At 49.7% G+C, this 19,080-nt stretch carries 17 protein-coding genes and 1 pseudogene; 5 read left to right on the top strand and 13 right to left on the bottom strand.

The window, feature by feature from the left end:
* Positions 1-1,198: FTR1 family iron permease (locus GRP75_RS09780; RefSeq protein WP_160789208.1), on the top strand; the 1,198-nt coding region annotated here is incomplete at its 5' end.
* An 89-nt stretch (positions 1,199-1,287) separates the two neighbouring features.
* On the opposite strand, the gene GRP75_RS09785 is transcribed toward GRP75_RS09780, so the two are convergent.
* From GRP75_RS09785 to GRP75_RS09840, 12 genes are all read right to left on the bottom strand, one after another.
* Positions 1,288-2,700 (bottom strand): type III PLP-dependent enzyme domain-containing protein, encoded by a 1,413-nt coding sequence (locus GRP75_RS09785; protein WP_160789209.1) that lies wholly within the window; start codon positions 2,698-2,700, stop codon positions 1,288-1,290.
* Positions 2,701-2,783: 83 nt separating this feature from the next.
* Positions 2,784-3,872 (bottom strand): Gfo/Idh/MocA family protein, encoded by a 1,089-nt coding sequence (locus GRP75_RS09790; protein WP_160789210.1) that lies wholly within the window; start codon positions 3,870-3,872, stop codon positions 2,784-2,786.
* Positions 3,869-5,029, bottom strand: a complete 1,161-nt coding sequence (locus GRP75_RS09795; protein ID WP_160789211.1) for a UDP-glucuronosyltransferase — start codon at positions 5,027-5,029, stop codon at positions 3,869-3,871. Before GRP75_RS09795 ends, GRP75_RS09790 begins: the two co-directional genes overlap by 4 nt.
* 17 nt (positions 5,030-5,046) lie before the next feature.
* A complete protein-coding gene (locus GRP75_RS09800) occupies positions 5,047-6,579 on the bottom strand; it encodes a hypothetical protein (protein ID WP_160789212.1) in 1,533 nt (510 codons plus the stop codon).
* A gap of 49 nt (positions 6,580-6,628) precedes the next feature.
* Complete coding sequence (locus GRP75_RS09805) at positions 6,629-7,441, bottom strand: ABC transporter permease (protein ID WP_071558329.1); 813 nt, start codon at positions 7,439-7,441, stop codon at positions 6,629-6,631.
* Position 7,442: 1 nt separating this feature from the next.
* Complete coding sequence (locus tag GRP75_RS09810; protein ID WP_028541504.1) at positions 7,443-8,249, bottom strand: ABC transporter permease; 807 nt, start codon at positions 8,247-8,249, stop codon at positions 7,443-7,445.
* Positions 8,239-9,231, bottom strand: a complete 993-nt coding sequence (locus tag GRP75_RS09815) for an ABC transporter ATP-binding protein (RefSeq protein ID WP_013311708.1) — start codon at positions 9,229-9,231, stop codon at positions 8,239-8,241. Before GRP75_RS09815 ends, GRP75_RS09810 begins: the two co-directional genes overlap by 11 nt.
* A 69-nt stretch (positions 9,232-9,300) precedes the next feature.
* Positions 9,301-10,386, bottom strand: a complete 1,086-nt coding sequence (locus GRP75_RS09820) for a hypothetical protein (protein WP_237448978.1) — start codon at positions 10,384-10,386, stop codon at positions 9,301-9,303.
* Between the two features lie 37 nt (positions 10,387-10,423).
* On the bottom strand, positions 10,424-10,669 hold the full coding sequence (locus tag GRP75_RS09825; protein WP_023990061.1) for an acyl carrier protein: 246 nt from the start codon (positions 10,667-10,669) through the stop codon (positions 10,424-10,426).
* Positions 10,670-10,686: 17 nt separating this feature from the next.
* Positions 10,687-12,063 (bottom strand): preATP grasp domain-containing protein, encoded by a 1,377-nt coding sequence (locus GRP75_RS09830; protein WP_023990062.1) that lies wholly within the window; start codon positions 12,061-12,063, stop codon positions 10,687-10,689.
* Between the two features lie 55 nt (positions 12,064-12,118).
* Positions 12,119-13,312 (bottom strand): radical SAM/SPASM domain-containing protein, encoded by a 1,194-nt coding sequence (locus GRP75_RS09835; RefSeq protein WP_160789213.1) that lies wholly within the window; start codon positions 13,310-13,312, stop codon positions 12,119-12,121.
* Between the two features lie 49 nt (positions 13,313-13,361).
* Positions 13,362-13,640, bottom strand: coding sequence for an acyl carrier protein (locus tag GRP75_RS09840; protein WP_013311713.1), 279 nt, complete (start codon positions 13,638-13,640; stop codon positions 13,362-13,364).
* 353 nt (positions 13,641-13,993) lie between these two features.
* Here GRP75_RS09840 and GRP75_RS09845 point away from each other — a divergent pair, with 353 nt between their 5' ends.
* The 3 genes and pseudogenes from GRP75_RS09845 to nagA all read left to right on the top strand — a co-directional run bounded on the left by GRP75_RS09845 (position 13,994) and on the right by nagA (position 16,763).
* Positions 13,994-14,860, top strand: coding sequence for a MurR/RpiR family transcriptional regulator (locus GRP75_RS09845; protein WP_160789214.1), 867 nt, complete (start codon positions 13,994-13,996; stop codon positions 14,858-14,860).
* Between the two features lies 1 nt (position 14,861).
* Positions 14,862-15,593: a glucosamine-6-phosphate deaminase gene (gene nagB / locus GRP75_RS09850; protein WP_160789215.1), complete on the top strand. Its 732-nt coding sequence runs from the start codon at positions 14,862-14,864 to the stop codon at positions 15,591-15,593.
* Positions 15,590-16,763, top strand: a pseudogene (gene nagA / locus GRP75_RS09855) (N-acetylglucosamine-6-phosphate deacetylase). Before nagB ends, nagA begins: the two are co-directional and overlap by 4 nt.
* Positions 16,764-16,868: 105 nt before the next feature.
* On the opposite strand, the gene GRP75_RS09860 reads toward nagA, so the two are convergent.
* Positions 16,869-17,831, bottom strand: coding sequence for a YhcN/YlaJ family sporulation lipoprotein (locus tag GRP75_RS09860; RefSeq protein ID WP_160789216.1), 963 nt, complete (start codon positions 17,829-17,831; stop codon positions 16,869-16,871).
* Between the two features lie 195 nt (positions 17,832-18,026).
* On the opposite strand from GRP75_RS09860, the gene GRP75_RS09865 reads away from it, so the two are divergent.
* Positions 18,027-19,080 (top strand): esterase/lipase family protein (locus GRP75_RS09865; protein WP_160789217.1); only part of this gene is annotated, 1,054 nt, incomplete at its 3' end.

Here is a 19,080-nt window from a genome sequence, read left to right on the forward strand (position 1 = left end):
CCAAGAACAGGCTCTTAAGGAAATGCAGGAATTAACGACTCTGCTGTCTGATTATAGTCAGGGCAAGTCTGTGAACACAGGCCAAGGAACAGATGCAGGCAATACGGCTACGGGAACGGCAAATGGTTCGGTAGCTTCTCTGACCGATGCAGTCACTTTGCTCGAATCCGCACGCCAAGATGCTGTAGCTAATCAATCAGAGCAAGCGGCTGATAAGGTAGTGCAGTTTATCGCTCTGTGGCCTTCCGTCGAAGGACATGTACAAATTTCCGATCCGACGTCTTACACTGCGATTGAAAATGAAATGACCGAAACTTCCGGATATCTGCTGTCTTCTCCACCGAATACGGACAAAGCCATTCAGACTCTTGATCAGATGCTGAACAGGCTCCGTCCGTTGACGGAAGAACGTTCTTACACTGCGTGGGATGCCGCGCTGATTTTGCTGCGTGAGGGCCTGGAGGCCATCCTCGTGCTCGCAGCTTTGCTGGCGTATGCCAAAAAAAGCGGCGAAGCCGTGGCTGGACGTTGGATATGGGCAGGAGCCGGAACGGGGCTGGTGCTGAGCGGAATTCTGGCAGTGCTGTTCACCACACTGGTGGCAGCTGCCGCATCAGGCAGCATGCGTGAGCTGCTGGAGGGTGTCACCGGGCTGGTGGCGGTCGTGCTGATGCTGACCGTGGGTAGTTGGTTGCATAGCAAATCCAACGCTGCCGCATGGAACCGCTTTGTGGAAAACAGCGTGGGCAACGCACTGGCACGAGGAAGCCTGTGGTCGCTATTTGCGGTTTCTGCGCTCGCAATTCTGCGTGAAGGAGCCGAGACAGCTATCTTTTATGTCGGTATGGCTCCAGCCATCGAAACCTCACAATTGCTGATCGGCATTGGCTCAGCGACGATTATTCTGGTCATTCTGGCGTTTGCGATCATTAAATTCAGTGTACGATTGCCAATTCGCGCCTTTTTCCTGACTGCCACTGTACTGATTTACTATCTCGTATTCCGATTCCTGGGCGAAAGTATTCATTCGCTTCAGGTGGCCGGTAAGCTTCCGGGGCACACTGCCTCCTCGCTTCCGTCCATTAGCTGGCTGGGAATGTATCCAACTTGGGAAACATTTGTCCCACAAATCGCTGTACTGATCTTTATGGTATGGCAGCTTGTGCGTCAGGAAATGCGCAGCTCCAAGCAACAATAAGTCGATGCTACCCTACTGATCATGTAAAAACGCCAAATCACAGGTCCGATTTATATCGGTTCCCATGAGTTTGGCGTTTTTTTACATACTTACTGCACATCCTCAGGCAACGGAATCATGCGCTGATGATGCAGCAGGTCTGTGCGGTCACCGTGTTCACGAATGACATGCACCTCCCCACGAAAATCGAGCAGTTCCGTCGGGGTAGCATGTCCCAAAAATTGTAGTGGGCTATAGCTTAATCCATAGGCACCTGCATTCGGAAAGGCAATGTAATCGCCCTCGTGAATCGGAGGAAGCTGCGCTTTTTTCACAATACAATCCTCGGGTGTACAAAGCGGACCGACAATGCTTACCGTCTCAAGCTCCATGGATGCCTCTTCCAGAGGCCCTCCTATTCGGTTTGCAACCTCTTCTAATGATTGTTCGACAGCCACAGCCGTTTGAGCAGAAGCATCTCTCTGCCCCATCCATAGGGTTGCTTCCACTTCTCGTTCTTTGGGCTCTTTCAATTCTCCCGCTTGCCTGCGCATAATTCGCACCGGGTAGTTGTCCCTAATTCGGCGTCCTCGAAAAGTAGCTGCGGCGTAGTGATTCATGCCACCATCAGCCACGACAAACTTCTCCCCCTTGGATTCCTTTGTATACAATGCTCGGCAGACATACATGCCCGATTGAGCAACCAGATACCTGCCGCTTTCGATGATTAGCTTAACCCCGGGCATGCGGGTTCGGGTCTGCTCCGCGAGTGCGTTCAGTCCGTCAATGACGTGATCCATATCAAGTGGTTGCTCATGAGCAAAATAAGGTACACCAAACCCGCCGCCCAAATTGACCGTATGCATTGCCACACCATACTGAGCCTGTACCCGTTCTGCCAGCTGTAGCGTATTCGCAAATGAAGCTAAAATCTGATCCGATTTCAACATTTGCGTACCTGTATATACCTGAATACCTTGAAAATGGACGTGTGGGCAATCTTCCAGCACCTTAAAAAAGTGATCCAGCTGCCCTTCATCCACTCCAAAGGGGCGCGGAACACCGCCCATTTTAATCGTTGCTCCAGACAGATCGTTATCGGGATTGATGCGAACCGCTGCCCTAACAAGCTGCCCCGCTTGGGCAGCAATGTCCTCCAACAGACGCAGCTCCCTCACCGATTCGACATGAATACAGCCGATTCCATAGGCTATCGCCTCGGTCAGCTCAGCTACTGTTTTTCCCGGTCCGGCGTACAGCACGTCTTCCGCAGCATACCCGGCCTCCATAGCGACGAACATTTCTCCAGCAGAAGCAATCTCAACACCACAACCTAACGAGCGCAGCAACCCAGCCAAGGCTACGTTACCATTAGCCTTGAGCGCGTAATGTACACGCACGGCCGGGTGCAATCGGGATAGCAACGAGCTGACGTGAGCATGCAGCGCGTCCCCATCATAATAGTAAAATGGCGTCGGATGCTCGCCGAAACGCTCCAGTAGGGCTTCGTCCTTTTTATCCATCTACTGAATTCCCCTCCTCTCTTTGCCTTGATACTCAGTATTTTGCATCATTCGCTCCCCACCGCTCGAAAACACAATCATACTCATACTGCATAGATCGTCTCGCCCGAGCGTGCTGCTTCATGAATGGCTGCCAGCAGTCTGACGCGTTCAGCAGTCTCGCGAAATGGAATGGGCTCCGCTTCTCCCCGGATGATGCTGCAAAAGGTATTCAACTGATTGACATAATAGTTCATAGGCTCGAAAACCGTTTTGGTATGCAAGGATGTCTGTGATAACACAGGCAGTGCGTCCGCATCCGTTATATTCGGCATGATATCCTTCTTTATTTCCGTCTTGAGTGTCATTTTATAAAAACCTAAATTTGCCCGAAAGCAGTCCTTTAAAGTGACTACTGCCGAATCAAAGGTCAGTACATGAGCACAGTGATAAGGGCGCTCAAATGAAAAGAGGGCAGATGCCTTCAATCCGCTCGGATAACGGGCTTGCGCACGAAATGTCCAGTCACAGCCATGAGGACCATCAAAATCCGATTGACTGTGGAATTCAGCCTGCTCCAATCCAACGACGGCTTGAAGCAGCTGTAGCCAGTACACGCCCAGATCCCAAAAGCATCCCCCACCCTGCTCTGGACGAGATCTGTAATTGTCCGCATGTCCTTCTTTTGCCGGAATGCATAGACTCGTCTCTATGGAGCATAAGCGACCATAACGCCCCGATTCTACGATCCTCCGCAGCTCATGCTGCCAAGGATGGTGCTGCACCATGACTCCCTCCAGCAGGTAAGCGCTACTCTGTTCGACTGTCGCTGCCAAGGGAGCAAGATCAGCCGTATTCAGGCATAACGGTTTTTCCACCAGCACATGCTTATGAGCCCGTAGTGCTTTGCCAATCCACTCGGCATGCAAGTCGTTGCTGAGCGCAATATATACAGCGTCGATCTCCGGGTCCTTTAGCATATCCTCAGCATGACGATAAACGACACTGACGCCAAAACGATCTGCCATTTCTCCTGCCTTGGCAACCGTGCGGTTCGCAAGCGCGGTCACGCGTGCCCCTGCTACATGTCGGATCGGTTCCAGCAAGGCACGCGGAGCAATAGCAGAACAGCCAATGATCCCAAAGCGAATATCTCGCATCGCAGGTTCTTGCGCAGCCGCGGCAGCGTTCATGACCCCTGCTCCATTCCTGGGGAGCTTGCTGGCATTTGGATACCGTTCACATAGGACTCTATATAACGCGGCGTTCGACTGCGCAGCTCTACGATCCTGCGATGCATATCCTCCAGTATCTGAGCACTGCCGTCATAGGTTTGTATCCACGTATCGTACCGCATACCCAGTCCAAGCCGTTCCCATAGATCCGCATTATGCTTCTCATGCACACCAAATGGCTCCAGCATAATGAGTGGAGTGGCTGTAGCGAACGAATCGGTTAGGCTGCCACCACCTGGCTTGCTGACAATGGCCTGGACACGACATGCTTGGTCCAGCATGCTATGGTAATCCGGTCCAACCTGATACACTGTCTTCTCGCCTCTTTTCACCTCTCCGAAAGGTGGAAATGTATGCTCTCCGGCTTCATTTCGCTGCCATGTCCTCCACTGCGGGTCCATCTGAAAATAGCGTATACTGTCCCGCTGTTCATCCGGTTGATCCTGATCATACAACAGCAGATCCAGCTCCCAGCCCGCTTCTTCCAACCGTCCAACCTTGTCACGGTAGGTGCCCATGCCCCAGCCGCCGCCATGTACGAATAAGCGGGATTGCCGTGCTTCAAACGGTACATACTCCACGGCCGGCACATCAATATAGTGGCTGACTCTATTGTTATCATTTTCAAAAAAGGTCGTTTCTCCACAGCCATCCGCAAAACGTGGGTTATGCTTGGCTAGATTTTTCCAGGAAGGAGAAGGTGTCGAATCCATATACACAATGTCCACATGCACCGACTTCGGTTCTCTGCGCTTGCGATACTCCTCCAGTACATACATCCAATGACCGGATAAGCACATAAAATACCGCCGATCTTCCTCTATCCATTGGTTCAGCAGTACTTCCATCGCTGCGAGATCCAGTGAATTACGCATATCCTGCGGAACCTTTTGTGACATTAAGGCCACCGCAAAATTGTCATGGTAAGCTTTGCGGTTTTTGTCGACCTTGAGACGGGCCGATTCTGGCAGCACATTTTCAAATACATGAATCGCCGTATCCACGCCCAGCCTGCGAAGACCCGCTTGCAACAACAAGCCAGGGGTATAAAAGCCCAATCCGAAACCGGAACACAAAATCGTTACCTTCATAAGCTTATCCGTATTCTTACGCATGCTCATACGCCTCCCGTTTAATTCAGCACTGTAAAATGATGCTCTGCCAAAAAACGCTCCAGCTTTGTAGTCAATCGCATTTTTTCCTCATCGCTCGCAGCAACCAGTTCCAAATAAAGACGACCCTTGCCTCGTGCCCGTTCGCTTCCAGCGGTTTCTTTTTTACCATTCAAGTCCGGCTTACCCAAGCCGTTCCCTTCTGATCCGCCATCGTTGGCCCCAATCCCGCTCACACGAACCTGCTTGGCAGATGATCTGCCTCCGCGCCCAGTTGCATTTCTGCTTGGCGTGCTTGTTTGGCCCACAATCTTGTTCTCGCCATCTCGTCCACCTGTGTTCACATATAACGTATTGGCACCCAGAGGCATGACGCCTTCTTCACGTTCACCTGTGAATAACAATCCTTCACCTTTCAGCCCTTCCAGCAGTTCTTCATAGGATAGACTGCCATCATGGGACAGCGAATAATTCGTCAGCGTGCCACGCATATTTTTCCTGGCCAGAAAGGTATCGAGCTGATGCTTGATCAAGCTCATCGACTTTCTAGCATTAATTTCGATAATTGGCTCCAGCTTCCCACCACGAAGTGTCATGGAATCAATGCAAACATCGCCATAATAACCATCTTGATACAATTGCCGTCCCACATCCTGCATCAAGCTAAAATAGCCCTCGCGCTCCAGCCGCTCCAAAAATGCCCCGTCCGGCGACAAGGATTCCCGATAGGAGAATTGAGTGTTAGCCAGCCATTGTACAGATAAGATATCGACACTCCCATCATCACCAATCGTAAATTGGCATGAAAAGTCCTGCTCTTTCTCTTGAAAAGGCTCCAAAAGGAAAAGCACCTGTTTGCCTTTACGCTCCTGTCCACGCAAATACGATACGATCCGGTCCAGCATTTGTGTCGAGGTAATGTGCAGGTTTCCTTTGCCCGATACGCCAAAATCATCCTTGATTAAAAAGCTTCCATCCCGTAGCAGCTTACGCCCCGCCTCAGCAACATCTGCAAACGAAGTCACAATATAGCCCGGGTTGCGCAGACCAAGACTGCGTTTCAGATCAGAGGAATACGTTTTGGCATTTACCTTGCGAATCGTTTCCAGCGGCGGCTGATGCAGTGTTATTCCCCAAGCACGTGCAGCCTCCTCCACATGCGGTAAACCCGCAAACGGGCTAAGCACACAGCCTTCCAGTTGAGGAAACCCCTCTCCGGCATCGGCCTTGCGACTGCCCAGCAGTTCAAATACTGATGCGGTCGACACATTGCCTGCACGCTCCATGCCATCGGTCAAGTCCCGTTCGTTGACAGCCGGATGAAAGCCCAACTGCGCGATATACTGACGCTGTACGGGCGAAATGGCATAACGGGTCAATAACGCATCTCCCGGCTGGCAAAAGCTGAACAGCAGTTCATCCATGGCTGCTACAATCGCAGAAGAAGCCCGGTCAGGCAGAGCTGGCAGGGAAGCTAACTGGGCATCCCGCCAGTAAGCCTCCGCTTCGAACGTTCCCATATACAAATGACGCTGATTCGGTATCGCATTCATATGATTCGCTTCCTTTCCTGCTTCATTATTGGCCTACTACACGGTAGCGCTACTGGCTCGCGCTCGTATAATCACGTAGAGCAAACTGCCATATCAGGCGGATGATCGCCAGCAGCCAGAGAGGTGCGAGAAATGCCCATACCACTAACCCGGTTTCCATTTTGCCGAGAATGAACATGGGCGGAAAATTACAAATGACAAACACCGGAAGCACGAACAAACCGATACGCTGAATCAGATTACTGTACACGGCCATCGGCACATAGTTTGTCTCGAAAATGCTGTTGGACAGCTCCGTAACGCCGTTCGTGCGGATGATCCAGAAGGCCAGTAGTTGGGGGAGCAAAAATACGGAGTATGCCGTAAGCACTCCGCATGCGAGCAGCACAGAGAACCCTCCTACGGTTTCAAAATTAAACGGCAATCCGAGTCGATACCAGCCGATCCCCGTCATAATTCCGCCGCCAATTACATTCGGCACGGTATAGCCCAGTTCAAATTGACGCAGTGTTACCATAAATTGCAGCGATACGGGTTTGGTCATGAGCACGTCCAGTGAGCCGGTACGAATTTTGTCAGGCAGGCTTGTAAAATTACTGTAGAACAATCCACTATAAAATCCGCTCATCATCGTAAATACGCCGATATATAACAATATGGCGTCAGGAGACCAGCCATTAATATCCGTCCCGGCGCGGTATGGAACCGATGCGTACAGCAACTTGATGAGCAAATAAGCCGTTTCAACCAGAAATGCAGTTATAAAATTAATACGGTATTCCATCTGCGACATGACGGAAAACTGGACAAACTTCCAGTACAGTCTGATGTAGCGCCTAACGTTTCGGAAAACATTTTTCATGTTAACCCCCCACCGAGACAAAGCGTTTGACCCCGGCTTGCCACACCCAGCGTGATAGGGCCGCCAGCACTACAATCCAGAGCCATTGCACGCCAATGCCTTTAGCGGCTTCCAGCACAGTCAGCTTGCCCGTCAACGCATTCACCGGAAAAAATACGGTGTAGCTGAACGGTAGCAGACTGAACAGACGGGCCAAAACATCTCCAAAAATCGTCAGCGGAAACACGGTACCGCTAGCTACGTAAATGACAAGCGACAGCGTATAAAATAGTCCCGCCGATTCCGTCACCCAAAAGGCTATGCCGCTCAGCGCATAATAGACCACAAAATTAAGCACAAGCGCTCCCGGCAACGCCAATATGTAAAGCAGGATGTACGATAGCCCGAAGCTGATTTGTCCCTCCAGGCTAAGACATAACAGCAAAATAGCAGCCGCCAGCAGCACGACCGCAGACTGTATGACTTTGCCTCCGATAAACCGGCAAAAACGGTAAGCAAAATAATGCACAGGCTGTACCATGAATTTTGCCAGTCCACCTTCCTTGATATCTGTAGCAATTTCGTATTCAAAGCCCGTAGCAATCAGTTTTCCAGTTACTCCCGCCATGACCACATACACCAGCATTTCTGGCAGAGAATAGCCCAGCACTCTTGCTTGTCCCGAAGAACCGAATACAGCTAGCCAGAGAAAAATTTGCGTCATGATCGGCAGCATAAATCCCGCCATTTGGAGCCAATAATTAGCCCGATACTCCATTTCGTTTTGCATACCAAGCTGGAGTACCTTCACATATTTGTTATTTCGCATCGGCCAGCCTGCCCCCATCGTACAAATTGGCTATTCCCTCTTCCAGCGGGACGTCCTCAATCGTAAAATCAACGACAGACAGTGCGTCCAAAATCTTTTTGGACCAAGCCAAGGTATCTTCTGCGTCCAGCTCAAATACCGCCTCCAGCTCCGAATTGGAGCGAAGTTTGCCGAGGCTCGCCAACGTTAGGCTGGATACGGGGGTCTCCAGTCGAACCTTGAGTAATTTACGGGCACCGATGACCTCATTCACCTTGTGTAAGTCTCCGTCATAGACCAATCTGCCCCCGCTGATAATGATGGATCTACTGCACAAATCCTCAATATCCTTCATGTAGTGGCTTGTCAGCAGGATGGTCGTCCGGTGCGTGCGGTTATAGGCTTTGAAAAACTCTCGAATCCGCCGCTGAGAAACAAGGTCCAGCCCGATGGTCGGCTCATCCAGCAAAATGACCCGTGGACGATGCAGCAGCGCGGCAATCAGTTCCATTTTCATACGCTCGCCGAGAGACAGCCGCCGAACCTGCACATGAAGCTGCTCCTCCACCCCAAGCAGAGTGACCAGTTCATCTAGTGCCTCTTTATAACGGTTTTCATCGATTTCATAGATAAGCTTGTTCAGCTCGAATGACTCGCTTGCAGGCAAATCCCACCAGAGCTGGTTTTTCTGTCCCATTACAATGGAAAACTGACGTTTAAACTCTTTTTGTCGTTTCCACGGGGTAAAGCCAAGTACCGATGCCTCCCCGTCCGTGGGATGGAGAATGCCAGACAGCATTTTGAGCGTCGTTGTTTTGCCCGCCCCGTTTGGACCGAGAAATCCGACAATTTCGCCTTCCTCAATGCTAAAGCTGACATTTTGCACAGCCTCTTTGGTCAGCTGCTCACGCCTGAACAAGTTTTGTAACGATTTGCGCACGCCCGGCTCCTTTTTGTAGTACGTAAATGTTTTCGACAATTGGTTTAATGTAATGGACGGCAATCAATTCCCCTCCTCTTTCCTCTGTGCAGGACACCTGATGAACGTTTCTTATACGGCCGAATGCTTGGACTACTCGGCTGCTTGCTCTGCTAAAATCATCAGTTCCTCCAGCATATGCCGCTGTCTTTCAATTAAATGCAAAGCTCGTTCCGTAATTTCAGGCATCCGATGCTTGCGCAGTTGAAGCCCTGTTTTGTAAATATGCAGATTAAGCTTGTGCCAATCCGCGTACAGCGCCTGTGCCAATTCAATTACATGCTGTGTTTGTGGTCCCAGCGTGGCTTGATGCAGCAGGCAATAATCAGCTGTATAATCCGTCAAATGTAGGGCGCTGCCCAATCGCAGATTGTAATAGATTTCATGACAGTACGTCCGAAAATCCTGATCCTCCATGTCTGCCAACAGATGGAAGTCACCGACAAATGCCCGGTACCCCTCATCTCCCCGCTTGACCTGCTTGCCTGTCACAGCTTTCCCCGTTTGACTTTCCGACTCATTAGACGTAGGTACGCCTCTCCAGATGGCTTCGTGTCCAGTCAAATACTGTCGAATATGATGAGCACACGCAGCATGCATCTCACTTGGCGAAAGCGGGGCAGGCTGCTCCACCAGCCATGCATACTCAATAATGCCCTGCATCAGATCGTCGAGCCGGGCTGAGCCCACATAAGTCATGGCATGTCCCGAGGAATCGAGCAGGAAGCTATCATTCACCTGTGCTGTCCGTTCTTGCAAGTCCAACCCGCACAACTCAATCACGTGGCCCCTTGGGTAATTTTTCACATATACATCGTGATAGGTTAAAGCGGTGCTCGACGTATGCAGCATGGTACCGTAACCCGATGTGAGTACCTGCAACAGATTGGTTTCATCGCTGACACCAGCGACCCACGGTTCCACCCGAATAACAGGTCCACCACTGGCTGCCATTTCTTGAAGCTGCTCCGGATATTTCTCAGGTCCGAAGCGCTTCAAATCTCCACCATACTCTGCGCACATACTCCCACACAGCATGAATAGCTCGGATTCGGCCATGTTCACCCCGTACCTCCGCAATGAGGTACGCAGGGAAGAATATACACAATGTTTCCCTGGAAGAGCGTTTGCCACTTCTTCTGCACCATAGTCCACAACAGAATCTTGACGAGTCTCCATATCGGATTCCTGCATTAAACTTGTCTTTTCAGCGCCCTTATGCATATTTGCCCAGCAGACGCTCGATGCCTTGCAGTGTAGATAGATGCTCCAGCACTAGATCGTCGTCCTCCATCGTAATATCAAGCTCATTTTCCAACTCTACAATTAATTCCACAGCGGATAAGGAATTCAGCCCCAAGGTTCGCAGATCCTGATCCGGAGTCAACTGTTCCAGTTCTCCCGGAGCCAGTTTCAAAATCTTTTCCAGCAAGGGTACTACATGGTATACATCTGTTTTCATTTTTGATTCCCTCCAATTTATGAGCATCCTAATCCAGCAATAATACCTTCCAATTTGTGCGCATAAGCATCAGCTTCCTGCCAGCTGTCTGCCAAAATAAGTGTGAAAATCCGGTTCACATAGCCCCGCTTCACAGGAATACCAGACAATGTACCCGCCGTATACACAAACACCCCTTCTGGACGTTCGGGCGTATAGAGCAAGCCCTCCTCCGCGAGCAACCCGCACAAGCGGCTGTAGGTGAGAGGTGTAGCGGTAACGTTGCGGTAATAACGGGATAATGTTTTATGCTGTTCTCCCAGGACGGATGACAGGAACGAAATATAGGTAGACAACGTAAATCTACCATTTATCTCAATGACTGGAACCAGCAAACCTTCTTCGTCAACAAAACCGTCAATAGAGGCCATTCCCGTATACCCAATGGAATAGAGATGCGTACCCAGCTGATAGGCGCAGCGTCTCACTTCTTCCTCCAGCGCATCGCCAATCTCAGCCGGCACTTGAGATCCGATATATACGGTGCCATCCACGTTTTGCCTTTTTAGCGAAAACATCGTCACACCACCGCCCTCGTCAATGCAGAGCTGGTAGTTCAGATCCATCTGCTTATTGTGCCAGCGCTCCACCAGCCAACCGCCGGAAGATGGCGACGAGCCGCCAAAACGCTTCATCACACTCAGCAGTGTGTCCAGCTTGGACAGCTCGTCCAGCATATACATGCCTTGTCCTGAGGCACCGTGCGGTTGCTTGATAATCAGCTTCACAGGTCCATCCGATAAGTCAGCCAGTCTGGCACACTCCCTGCGGATCGCCGATTCGTCTGCACATACAGCGCCTTCGCTGACGGCAAAACCAAGCTTTTGCGCGGTCAGGCGGCTGAATATTTTATCATTCACCTGAGCACTGACCGCGGATGGAGCACCGATCAGCTCTAGCCCGCAAAGCTCCGCAATCGCTTCCTCCTGCGGTGTGACCGCATAGGGGACGAGCCACGCTTTGGCTCCGCCGCTGCTGTGGCCTGCATCTGCAACCGTGCGCAGTCGTGCCAAAAGCGCCTCATCCGCCAGCACCAGCTCTGAAATCGGCGTTAGCGGATCAGAAGGCTCCGGCACCTCAATACGCGGCAGGCTAAAGCCCAACCGTTGGAGCATGTCCAGAAACGCCTCATCCGGCTGTTCCCGAAGTACAATGACATCCTGACTTCGACATAGCAGGAGATTCATTTCCTCCATCCGGTTTACGACTTGTTGTTCATCCCGGTCTACCATGCCCCCCTTGCGGGGGGATGGATGCCACACTTGCTCTGCGCCGATATTAAACAGCCAAATCAGGACTCCATGATCCCGTTCATGCGCAAGCGCTTCCACAAGGTTAATAGTTTTAGTCGTCACGTCTTGTCATCATCCCTCTCTCTTCCATCCAGTAACAAACAACATCCATAGAAAACTAAATGTATTTCAGAGAGCCTGCCCCGTGCAGATACAATACGCTGCATTTGGAGCACACCGGAGTCAATCCTTCATGATTAATCTTTTGACGAGTTTTCTCATACGCATCCGAGTTCCATATCTCCTTCAGACTATGCTCACGCATGCTTCCAATCGTGAATTCACTGAAAAATTTGCAAGGCATGACCTTCCCGTCTGGTAAAATATCTGTTCTGGAGGTGAGCGCCAAACAATGATTGGAACAACGACTGACCATTTCCTCGCCATGGATAAATTTATCAATTTCCTCATAATCCAAACCGGGCTGATAGCGCACGCGAATGTTCCATACTCGCTCATTGATCCGCTGTAGTTCCTGCATCAGAGGATCGAAGTTATCTGGGTTGATTTTATATTTGAAAGCATGCCAGCTACTAATATTTTTTTCTTCAAGTTGTCGGAGCCAGGAGAAATTATGTGTGAAATATTCATCCATTTTGAGGGAGGTCTCTTTGGAAATGTACCAGGGGAACGTCAGCAGCACCAGATCCAGCCTTTTGTCCTCCAGCATTTGCAGAAATTCGTACATCCGTCCGATCATGTTATCGTTAATGACCGCATGGACAGTTACCCGTCCCTTGTACAATCCCTGGTCGCGCAGTTCAATCAGCTTATCCATCTGCCGCATTGTTTTTTGAAAGGTGCCTTTACCGCGAATTAGATCGTGTTCTCTTTCAAAACCTTCAATCGCTATTAATAATTCCAGATTTTCGGACAAATCCAAAATCCGGTCCAAATATTTATCAATAAGTAATCCATTTGTACAAAAGGTCATTTCGCGCCGATCTTCCGCCAGCACGTCCAAAATTTCATCAAAACGCCGGTGAAACATCGGTTCGCCGCCCCACATGTACAGTCTGGACTTGGCTTCCTTGGTTTCGCTCAAAATCTGCCGGAGCATGTCCGGAGCAAGATCCATGTTTTGTTCTTCTTTATCCATTTGGTGATGGTAGCCTTCCTCGTTCCATTCAAAGCAGTGTGTACATCTCAGGTTGCAGCGGTTGGTCAGCTTAATGCCGATCGTCTGGGGCATGTCCGTTTTGAAAGTAGGGTCCTGTGTGGCGTTACGGTAAGATACAGAAGCGTTTTTCAGGTTACGCTTGATGAGCTTGAACGCTTTCTCATCAATCAGCACATTGCTTTTGGGCTGCATGCTAACACCTCGTTTAATGGATTTTCAGGCACATGTACCAAGCTGTACGTCAGACCGTCTCCATTCCTTCTAGGTGCGGCGCTTGTTCCGCATCGCTGATCCCCTGAATGTAGCTGCAAAACGCATCTACCGAGCTCAAATGCTCTAGCTCAAAGGAATCAAAATCAATCTCCACATCAAACGCATCCTCCACTTGCAGCATGAAATGAACCAACTGCAACGAATCCAGTCCGGCATCATGAATAATGTCCGAATGTCCATCTAGCTTAGCGACCAGTTCAGGATCTTCCTTGACCGCGCTGATCATTTCAATCACTTGGCTTTGCATAGCAAACTCCTCCTTGTGAATGAGATTATATTTGTTCCGCCCAACGATGTACTCTGCAAAGCTCCTAGATAAATTCCTTCACTGGAACTTTATTCAATTATACTCCTCCAATGAAGAGACAAGTCAATAGGTTGTTTTGTAAATAAAACTCGCAATATGTAAATTAATGTATGATAACTTCTACAATTTTCGCCAGCTATTTTTTCGCAAAATCTAATAAAAATTCTCCTCACATCTCTTGCATGAGCGGCAGAATTATTTTACAATACACATGAAAATGTTTTTCCTTATATTCTTCTTGTATACGATACTTTTTTTCATACAAACATTCTACAGCCAAAGGAGCACAGCTCATGTCCCCCATTCTTCATACATTAGCCCATAGACTGGAGCAGCTTCCCGTACAGGAGCGCAAGCTGGCGGAATCCATCCTGCAATCCCCGGAAGATGTGCTGCATTTGGGTATTCGGGAGCTGTCAGAGCGTTGTGGTGTGAGCGCGGCGACCGTTACGCGGTTTTGCAAATCACTACATTTTAAAGGCTATCCCGATTTCAAAATGAAGCTGGCCGCCGAGTTGTCCCACTCCAACCGTAATGGTGAAGAATCCTATCAGGATATTGTCGCCGGAAATTCACTTTCCCGAATCGTGCAGGCTATTCAGTCGAACCATACCGCATCCATTGCGGACACGACCCGACTGCTGGATTACGACAAGCTGGAGCAGGCCATTGCATGGCTGTCAGCCACGAGCCGCATTGATCTCTATGGGATGGCGACATCGTCGATTGTGGCACAGGATTTTTACCAGAAGCTCATCCGTATTGGCAAGAACAGCACTGCCTTTGCAGATTCGCATATGCAGATTACCTCTGCCTCCTCGCTCGGAGCAGGAGATGTCGCCTTTGCCGTCTCTTATTCAGGAGAAACCCAGGAGACCATTGCGGCTCTACGCTGCGCAAAGGAGCAGGGGGCCAAGACATTATCCCTGACCTCCTTCGGAAACAATACGCTGGCAGGTCTTGCAGATATTGCGCTATTTTCCTCCTCATTGGAGGAAGGAATGCGACGTGGGGACATGGCCTCCCGCATCGCCCAGCTTCATATCATAGATATTCTGTTTACAGGTATGGTGAGCGCAGATTTTGACAAATATATTCCGAGATTGGAAGGTTCATATCAACAAGTGAGCAAGCTCAAAAAACAACCAGGGGGTCACTAAGATGAACATACGCATTTTGAACAGCCGTGAAGACCTGAACGCTACTGCCGCCGCTGTGATCGCCAGCTTGCTGCTATCCAAACCACAGGCCATGCTTGGCCTGGCCACCGGTAGTACGCCGATTGGCATTTACCAACATCTTGCAGATATGTACCGCAAGGGACAGGTCAGTTTTGCACGAGCCTATTCCGTGAATCTTGATGAGTATGTTGGTCTTCCCCCAGAACATCCGCAGAGCTATCGAAGCTTTATGAATGAGCACTTGTTCCAGCATATCGATATTCCCATATCCCATACACGTGTCCCTGACGGAAATGCACTGGATCTGGCAGCAGAATGTGCAGCGCACGAGCAGGCCATTTTGGACCATGGACCCGTGGATCTGCAATTGCTTGGCATTGGTCATAATGGTCATATCGGCTTTAACGAACCTGGTCACCGCTTGACTGGAGCCACACATGTTGTAGATTTGAAAGAAAGTACGCGCTCGGCGAATGCTCGATTTTTTGGCGATATAGATGCTGTACCCAGGCAAGCAGTTACGATGGGAGTAGGCACGATTCTTAAGGCGAAGCAAATTATACTGGTGGCTTTCGGTGCGGATAAGGCTGATATTATAAAGCAGGCTTTAACTGGACCCGTCACGACTGAGTGTCCGGCTTCTCTGCTGCAATGTCACCCTAACGTACTTATCTTACTGGATCAGAAAGCAGGAGGAGGATGGTTCAATTGAAGTCAAATGAAATGAGTGGTAACGTACCCCAGCTACTGTATGGGCAAGTTGTCGTTGGAAATGACATCATTGAAAAGGGGGTTGTCGTCATTGAGGGGCAATCCATTGTGTACGCTGGTTCAGAAGAGCATTTACCCGCCGATTGGACAGCGGTAGTCTTGGCAAATCAGGAAGAAACCGCCGCGCTTTATTGATATTCATGTTCACGGCGGTAACGGTGAGGACTTTATGAACTCCAGTGCAAGGGTGCTGGATACGATCACCTCCTTTCACGGTTCACAAGGAACGACGGCTATGCTGGCTACCACCATGACCGCGCCCAAGGAACAGATTGACCGGGTATTGAGTGAAGTTCACGCATACATGGCACTACCTATGCCCTATGCTCAGTTGGAGGGCGTACATCTGGAAGGGCCGTTCATCAGTCCGAACTGGCCTGGAGCGCAAAACCCAGAACATATCGTGCCACCGAATCTCTCATGGGTGGCAGAATGGGAGCAGCGCTATCCAGGCCTTGTTCGCCAGCTCACGCTTGCGCCCGAACGGGAAGGAGCGCTGGAACTGATTGCATGGCTGCGTAGCCATGGCATTACCGCTGCTCTCGGTCATACGGATGCTACGTATGAAGAGGTTGAACAGGCAGCGACGGCGGGGCTGAACCATGCGGTGCATGCGTTTAATGCTATGACTCCGCTGCATCATCGCAAGCCGGGAGCCGCCGGAGCCGTACTCGCTGATCCGCGCATTGAAGCAGAAATCATCGCGGACGGCATTCATGTCCATCCCGCCGCTATTTCCCTGCTCGCTAAGTTAAAGCAGGATCATAATCTCATTCTCATCACAGATGCCATGTCTGCTACTGGTCTGGAAGACGGTCATTATACGCTCGGCGATTTGCCGGTGATCGTGCAGGGCGGTGTAGCGCGACTGGAGGATGGGGTCACTTTGGCAGGAAGCACACTAACGATGATTGAAGGCTTCCGCTACTTGGTTCAACATGTGGGTATAAGTATTCCCGCGGCATCACAAATGGCCAGCCTGAATCCGGCTCGATCCTTGCACATTGCTGATCGTACAGGTTCGCTTGAAGCAGGTAAACAAGCAGACATCCTGTTACTGGATGGAGACTTAAAGCTGCAAGGCGTATGGATTAAAGGATTGCGCAAATAATTCAGTTATAGTTATCATTCCCCAAAACTAAAGAGCTATCCACCAGCGTATTCGCTGAGATGGATAGCTCTTTCTTTGGCATTGCACACACTTATAGGGTTTGAATTAGCGATGATTCATTGGCGCAGGCGTATGATTTTGTGGGCGTGTGGGTGCTGTATTTTCCATTGGACGGTTTGTACCAGCCGCCGGAGTCGGGAATACACGTTCAATCACATCCACCATTTCATTGCTCAAGCCTCTAATCGGATGACCATTTTGCACACTGTGTGTAAAGTCAGTGGCTTGTTTAACAAAGTCCGGGTTAGCGGATACATACACCTGTTCAATCGAAGGCGCAAATTGCTTCACTTTATTAGCGATACGGCTCTTGACTGCATCACTTGGTTCATATGCAGTTCTTGCTCCCTCGATGGTGGTGTTTCCGGTATTTGCGCGATTGTTGTCCGTCAAGCCACGCAACATACCGTACGAGCCTGTACCCAACGTACCGAATAAACCGTCATCACGACGCGCAGGTGTTCCATTCCCGGTTACTCCATTGTCTGTCATTCCAGGCGTTGTAGTATCCGTAGTACGGTTTCCTCTAGTACCATTAACGCCATTCACACTTGGTACATTCCCGTTACGTCCAATACTATTTGCACTTGGAGTACCGTCAACACTTGGAGCACCAACACCTGTTCCGTTGGCTTGGTCTTTCAAGGAAACGGCTACATAGGCATGCCGTTCACCGACCAGCACTGTCGCAGACTTTACATCCGGCATCTCGGATATACGTTTGGACAAATTGCGATCGACTTGCAGATTACGGACTGGATGTCCGGTTCGGTTGGCATTTTCATTCAATGCCATCCCGTCCATACCATTGGACTTAACCCCATAACGATTGACACCATCCATACCATAACGGTTCACACCATCCATATGATGTGTGCTTTGCGCGTTATAGCGTGTACTGTTCGTACGAACGTTATGATCGGCATTTCCGCACCCGGTCAAAGCAGCCATACTGGCGAGTAAAGCAGCAGAAATCGTAAAACTGATGACCTTCTTAGTTCCTGGCATGAACTCATCCTCCATACATTATAAAATGTGTGACGAGATTATCATGCGCTATGAATCATAGGGATATCCTGACTAAAAAATGACTAAAAAAATAAAATTTTAATGTAAATATGAAATACAATTGATGATTTACCACAAGATGGCATGTATAATAAGCTTGAAAAATACTTTATTTTACAAAGGAGGATTTTCAGTTTGAAAAAGATCACCGTTTTGATGCTCATTTTTTTGTTATCAGTTACTCTTGTCCCCGTTGGCGCTTTTGCAGGCTCCACTACACCCCAACCCCCAAAAGATCCCGCCGGAAGCTGGGCAGAAGGTCCACCACCTAATCGCGTTGATCCAGCCAAGCCCGCACTATTGTTCGTACATGGTTTGAACAGTAGCGCTGAAGTCTGGACCAAGAATGATAACGATATGCTTCAGCGCGCACGTGACGCCGGATACCAGACAGCCACCATTAATCTGTACGATACAAGTGGCACATCCCAAGATATGTGGGACAATGGTAAGCTTCTGGCCGACAAAATTAAGGTCATCAGCAATCACTTTGGAAAAAAGCTTATCGTCATCGCCCACAGCAAAGGTGGAGTGGATACTCAAACCGCTCTCGTATATAACGGAGCCGCTCCTTATGTACAACGTGTCATCACCCTCAGCAGTCCTCATCATGGTTCACAACTTGCAGATCTCGCCTACAGTAGCTGGGCCGGATGGCTGGCAGATATCGTCGGGTCACAAAATCCCGGTACCTCCACTTTACAAACATCTTATATGAAGTATTTCCGAACCAAGACCGATTCACTTAGTAATGCGACTACAGTTCCATTCTTCACGTTTGCTGGTGATAACTGGTCTGGCGGCACTGCTTCCTACATACTGGGCGGACTTTACCTCTCCTCCTTTGGTAAGAATGATGGAGTGGTCACAGTCGACAACGCTAAGCTTCCCGGCGGACGTGTAGTTAAAGTCGGATCTTGGGACCATGCCAAGGTTCGCACTGGTTCTTACGTCTTCTCCCTGATCCAACCCTACCTCCAAGCGAACACTCCAGCATTGAATCAGGAAACTGAGGCACTTTCAGCATCTTCCCTGACTGCTTCTGCTTCACAATCCACCTATAGCGAGATCGATAATTCATATTTTATCCGAGGCGGCGATTATAATGGAAAAGCCTCAGAAACCCTCACTGTTGAAAATGGTGTAAAATCCATTGATCTGGACTGGATCAGCGATAAACGTGTGAGTA

The sequence above is a fragment of the Paenibacillus sp. OT2-17 genome, assembly GCF_009827695.1.
Classification (GTDB): domain Bacteria; phylum Bacillota; class Bacilli; order Paenibacillales; family Paenibacillaceae; genus Paenibacillus; species Paenibacillus polymyxa_B.

Bases quoted from the DNA above. Each gene is read 5' to 3' on its own strand.
- GRP75_RS09785 (WP_160789209.1), bottom strand. From the start codon at position 2,700: ATGGATAAAAAGGACGAAGCCCTACTGGAGCGTTTCGGCGAGCATCCG.
- GRP75_RS09790 (WP_160789210.1), bottom strand. From the start codon at position 3,872: ATGAACGCTGCCGCGGCTGCGCAAGAACCTGCGATGCGAGATATTCGC.
- GRP75_RS09795 (WP_160789211.1), bottom strand. From the start codon at position 5,029: ATGCGTAAGAATACGGATAAGCTTATGAAGGTAACGATTTTGTGTTCC.
- GRP75_RS09800 (WP_160789212.1), bottom strand. From the start codon at position 6,579: ATGAATGCGATACCGAATCAGCGTCATTTGTATATGGGAACGTTCGAA.
- GRP75_RS09805 (WP_071558329.1), bottom strand. From the start codon at position 7,441: ATGAAAAATGTTTTCCGAAACGTTAGGCGCTACATCAGACTGTACTGG.
- GRP75_RS09810 (WP_028541504.1), bottom strand. From the start codon at position 8,249: ATGCGAAATAACAAATATGTGAAGGTACTCCAGCTTGGTATGCAAAAC.
- GRP75_RS09820 (WP_237448978.1), bottom strand. From the start codon at position 10,386: ATGGAGACTCGTCAAGATTCTGTTGTGGACTATGGTGCAGAAGAAGTG.
- GRP75_RS09825 (WP_023990061.1), bottom strand. From the start codon at position 10,669: ATGAAAACAGATGTATACCATGTAGTACCCTTGCTGGAAAAGATTTTG.
- GRP75_RS09835 (WP_160789213.1), bottom strand. From the start codon at position 13,312: ATGCAGCCCAAAAGCAATGTGCTGATTGATGAGAAAGCGTTCAAGCTC.
- GRP75_RS09840 (WP_013311713.1), bottom strand. From the start codon at position 13,640: ATGCAAAGCCAAGTGATTGAAATGATCAGCGCGGTCAAGGAAGATCCT.
- GRP75_RS09845 (WP_160789214.1), top strand. From the start codon at position 13,994: ATGTCCCCCATTCTTCATACATTAGCCCATAGACTGGAGCAGCTTCCC.
- nagB (WP_160789215.1), top strand. From the start codon at position 14,862: ATGAACATACGCATTTTGAACAGCCGTGAAGACCTGAACGCTACTGCC.
- GRP75_RS09860 (WP_160789216.1), bottom strand. From the start codon at position 17,831: ATGCCAGGAACTAAGAAGGTCATCAGTTTTACGATTTCTGCTGCTTTA.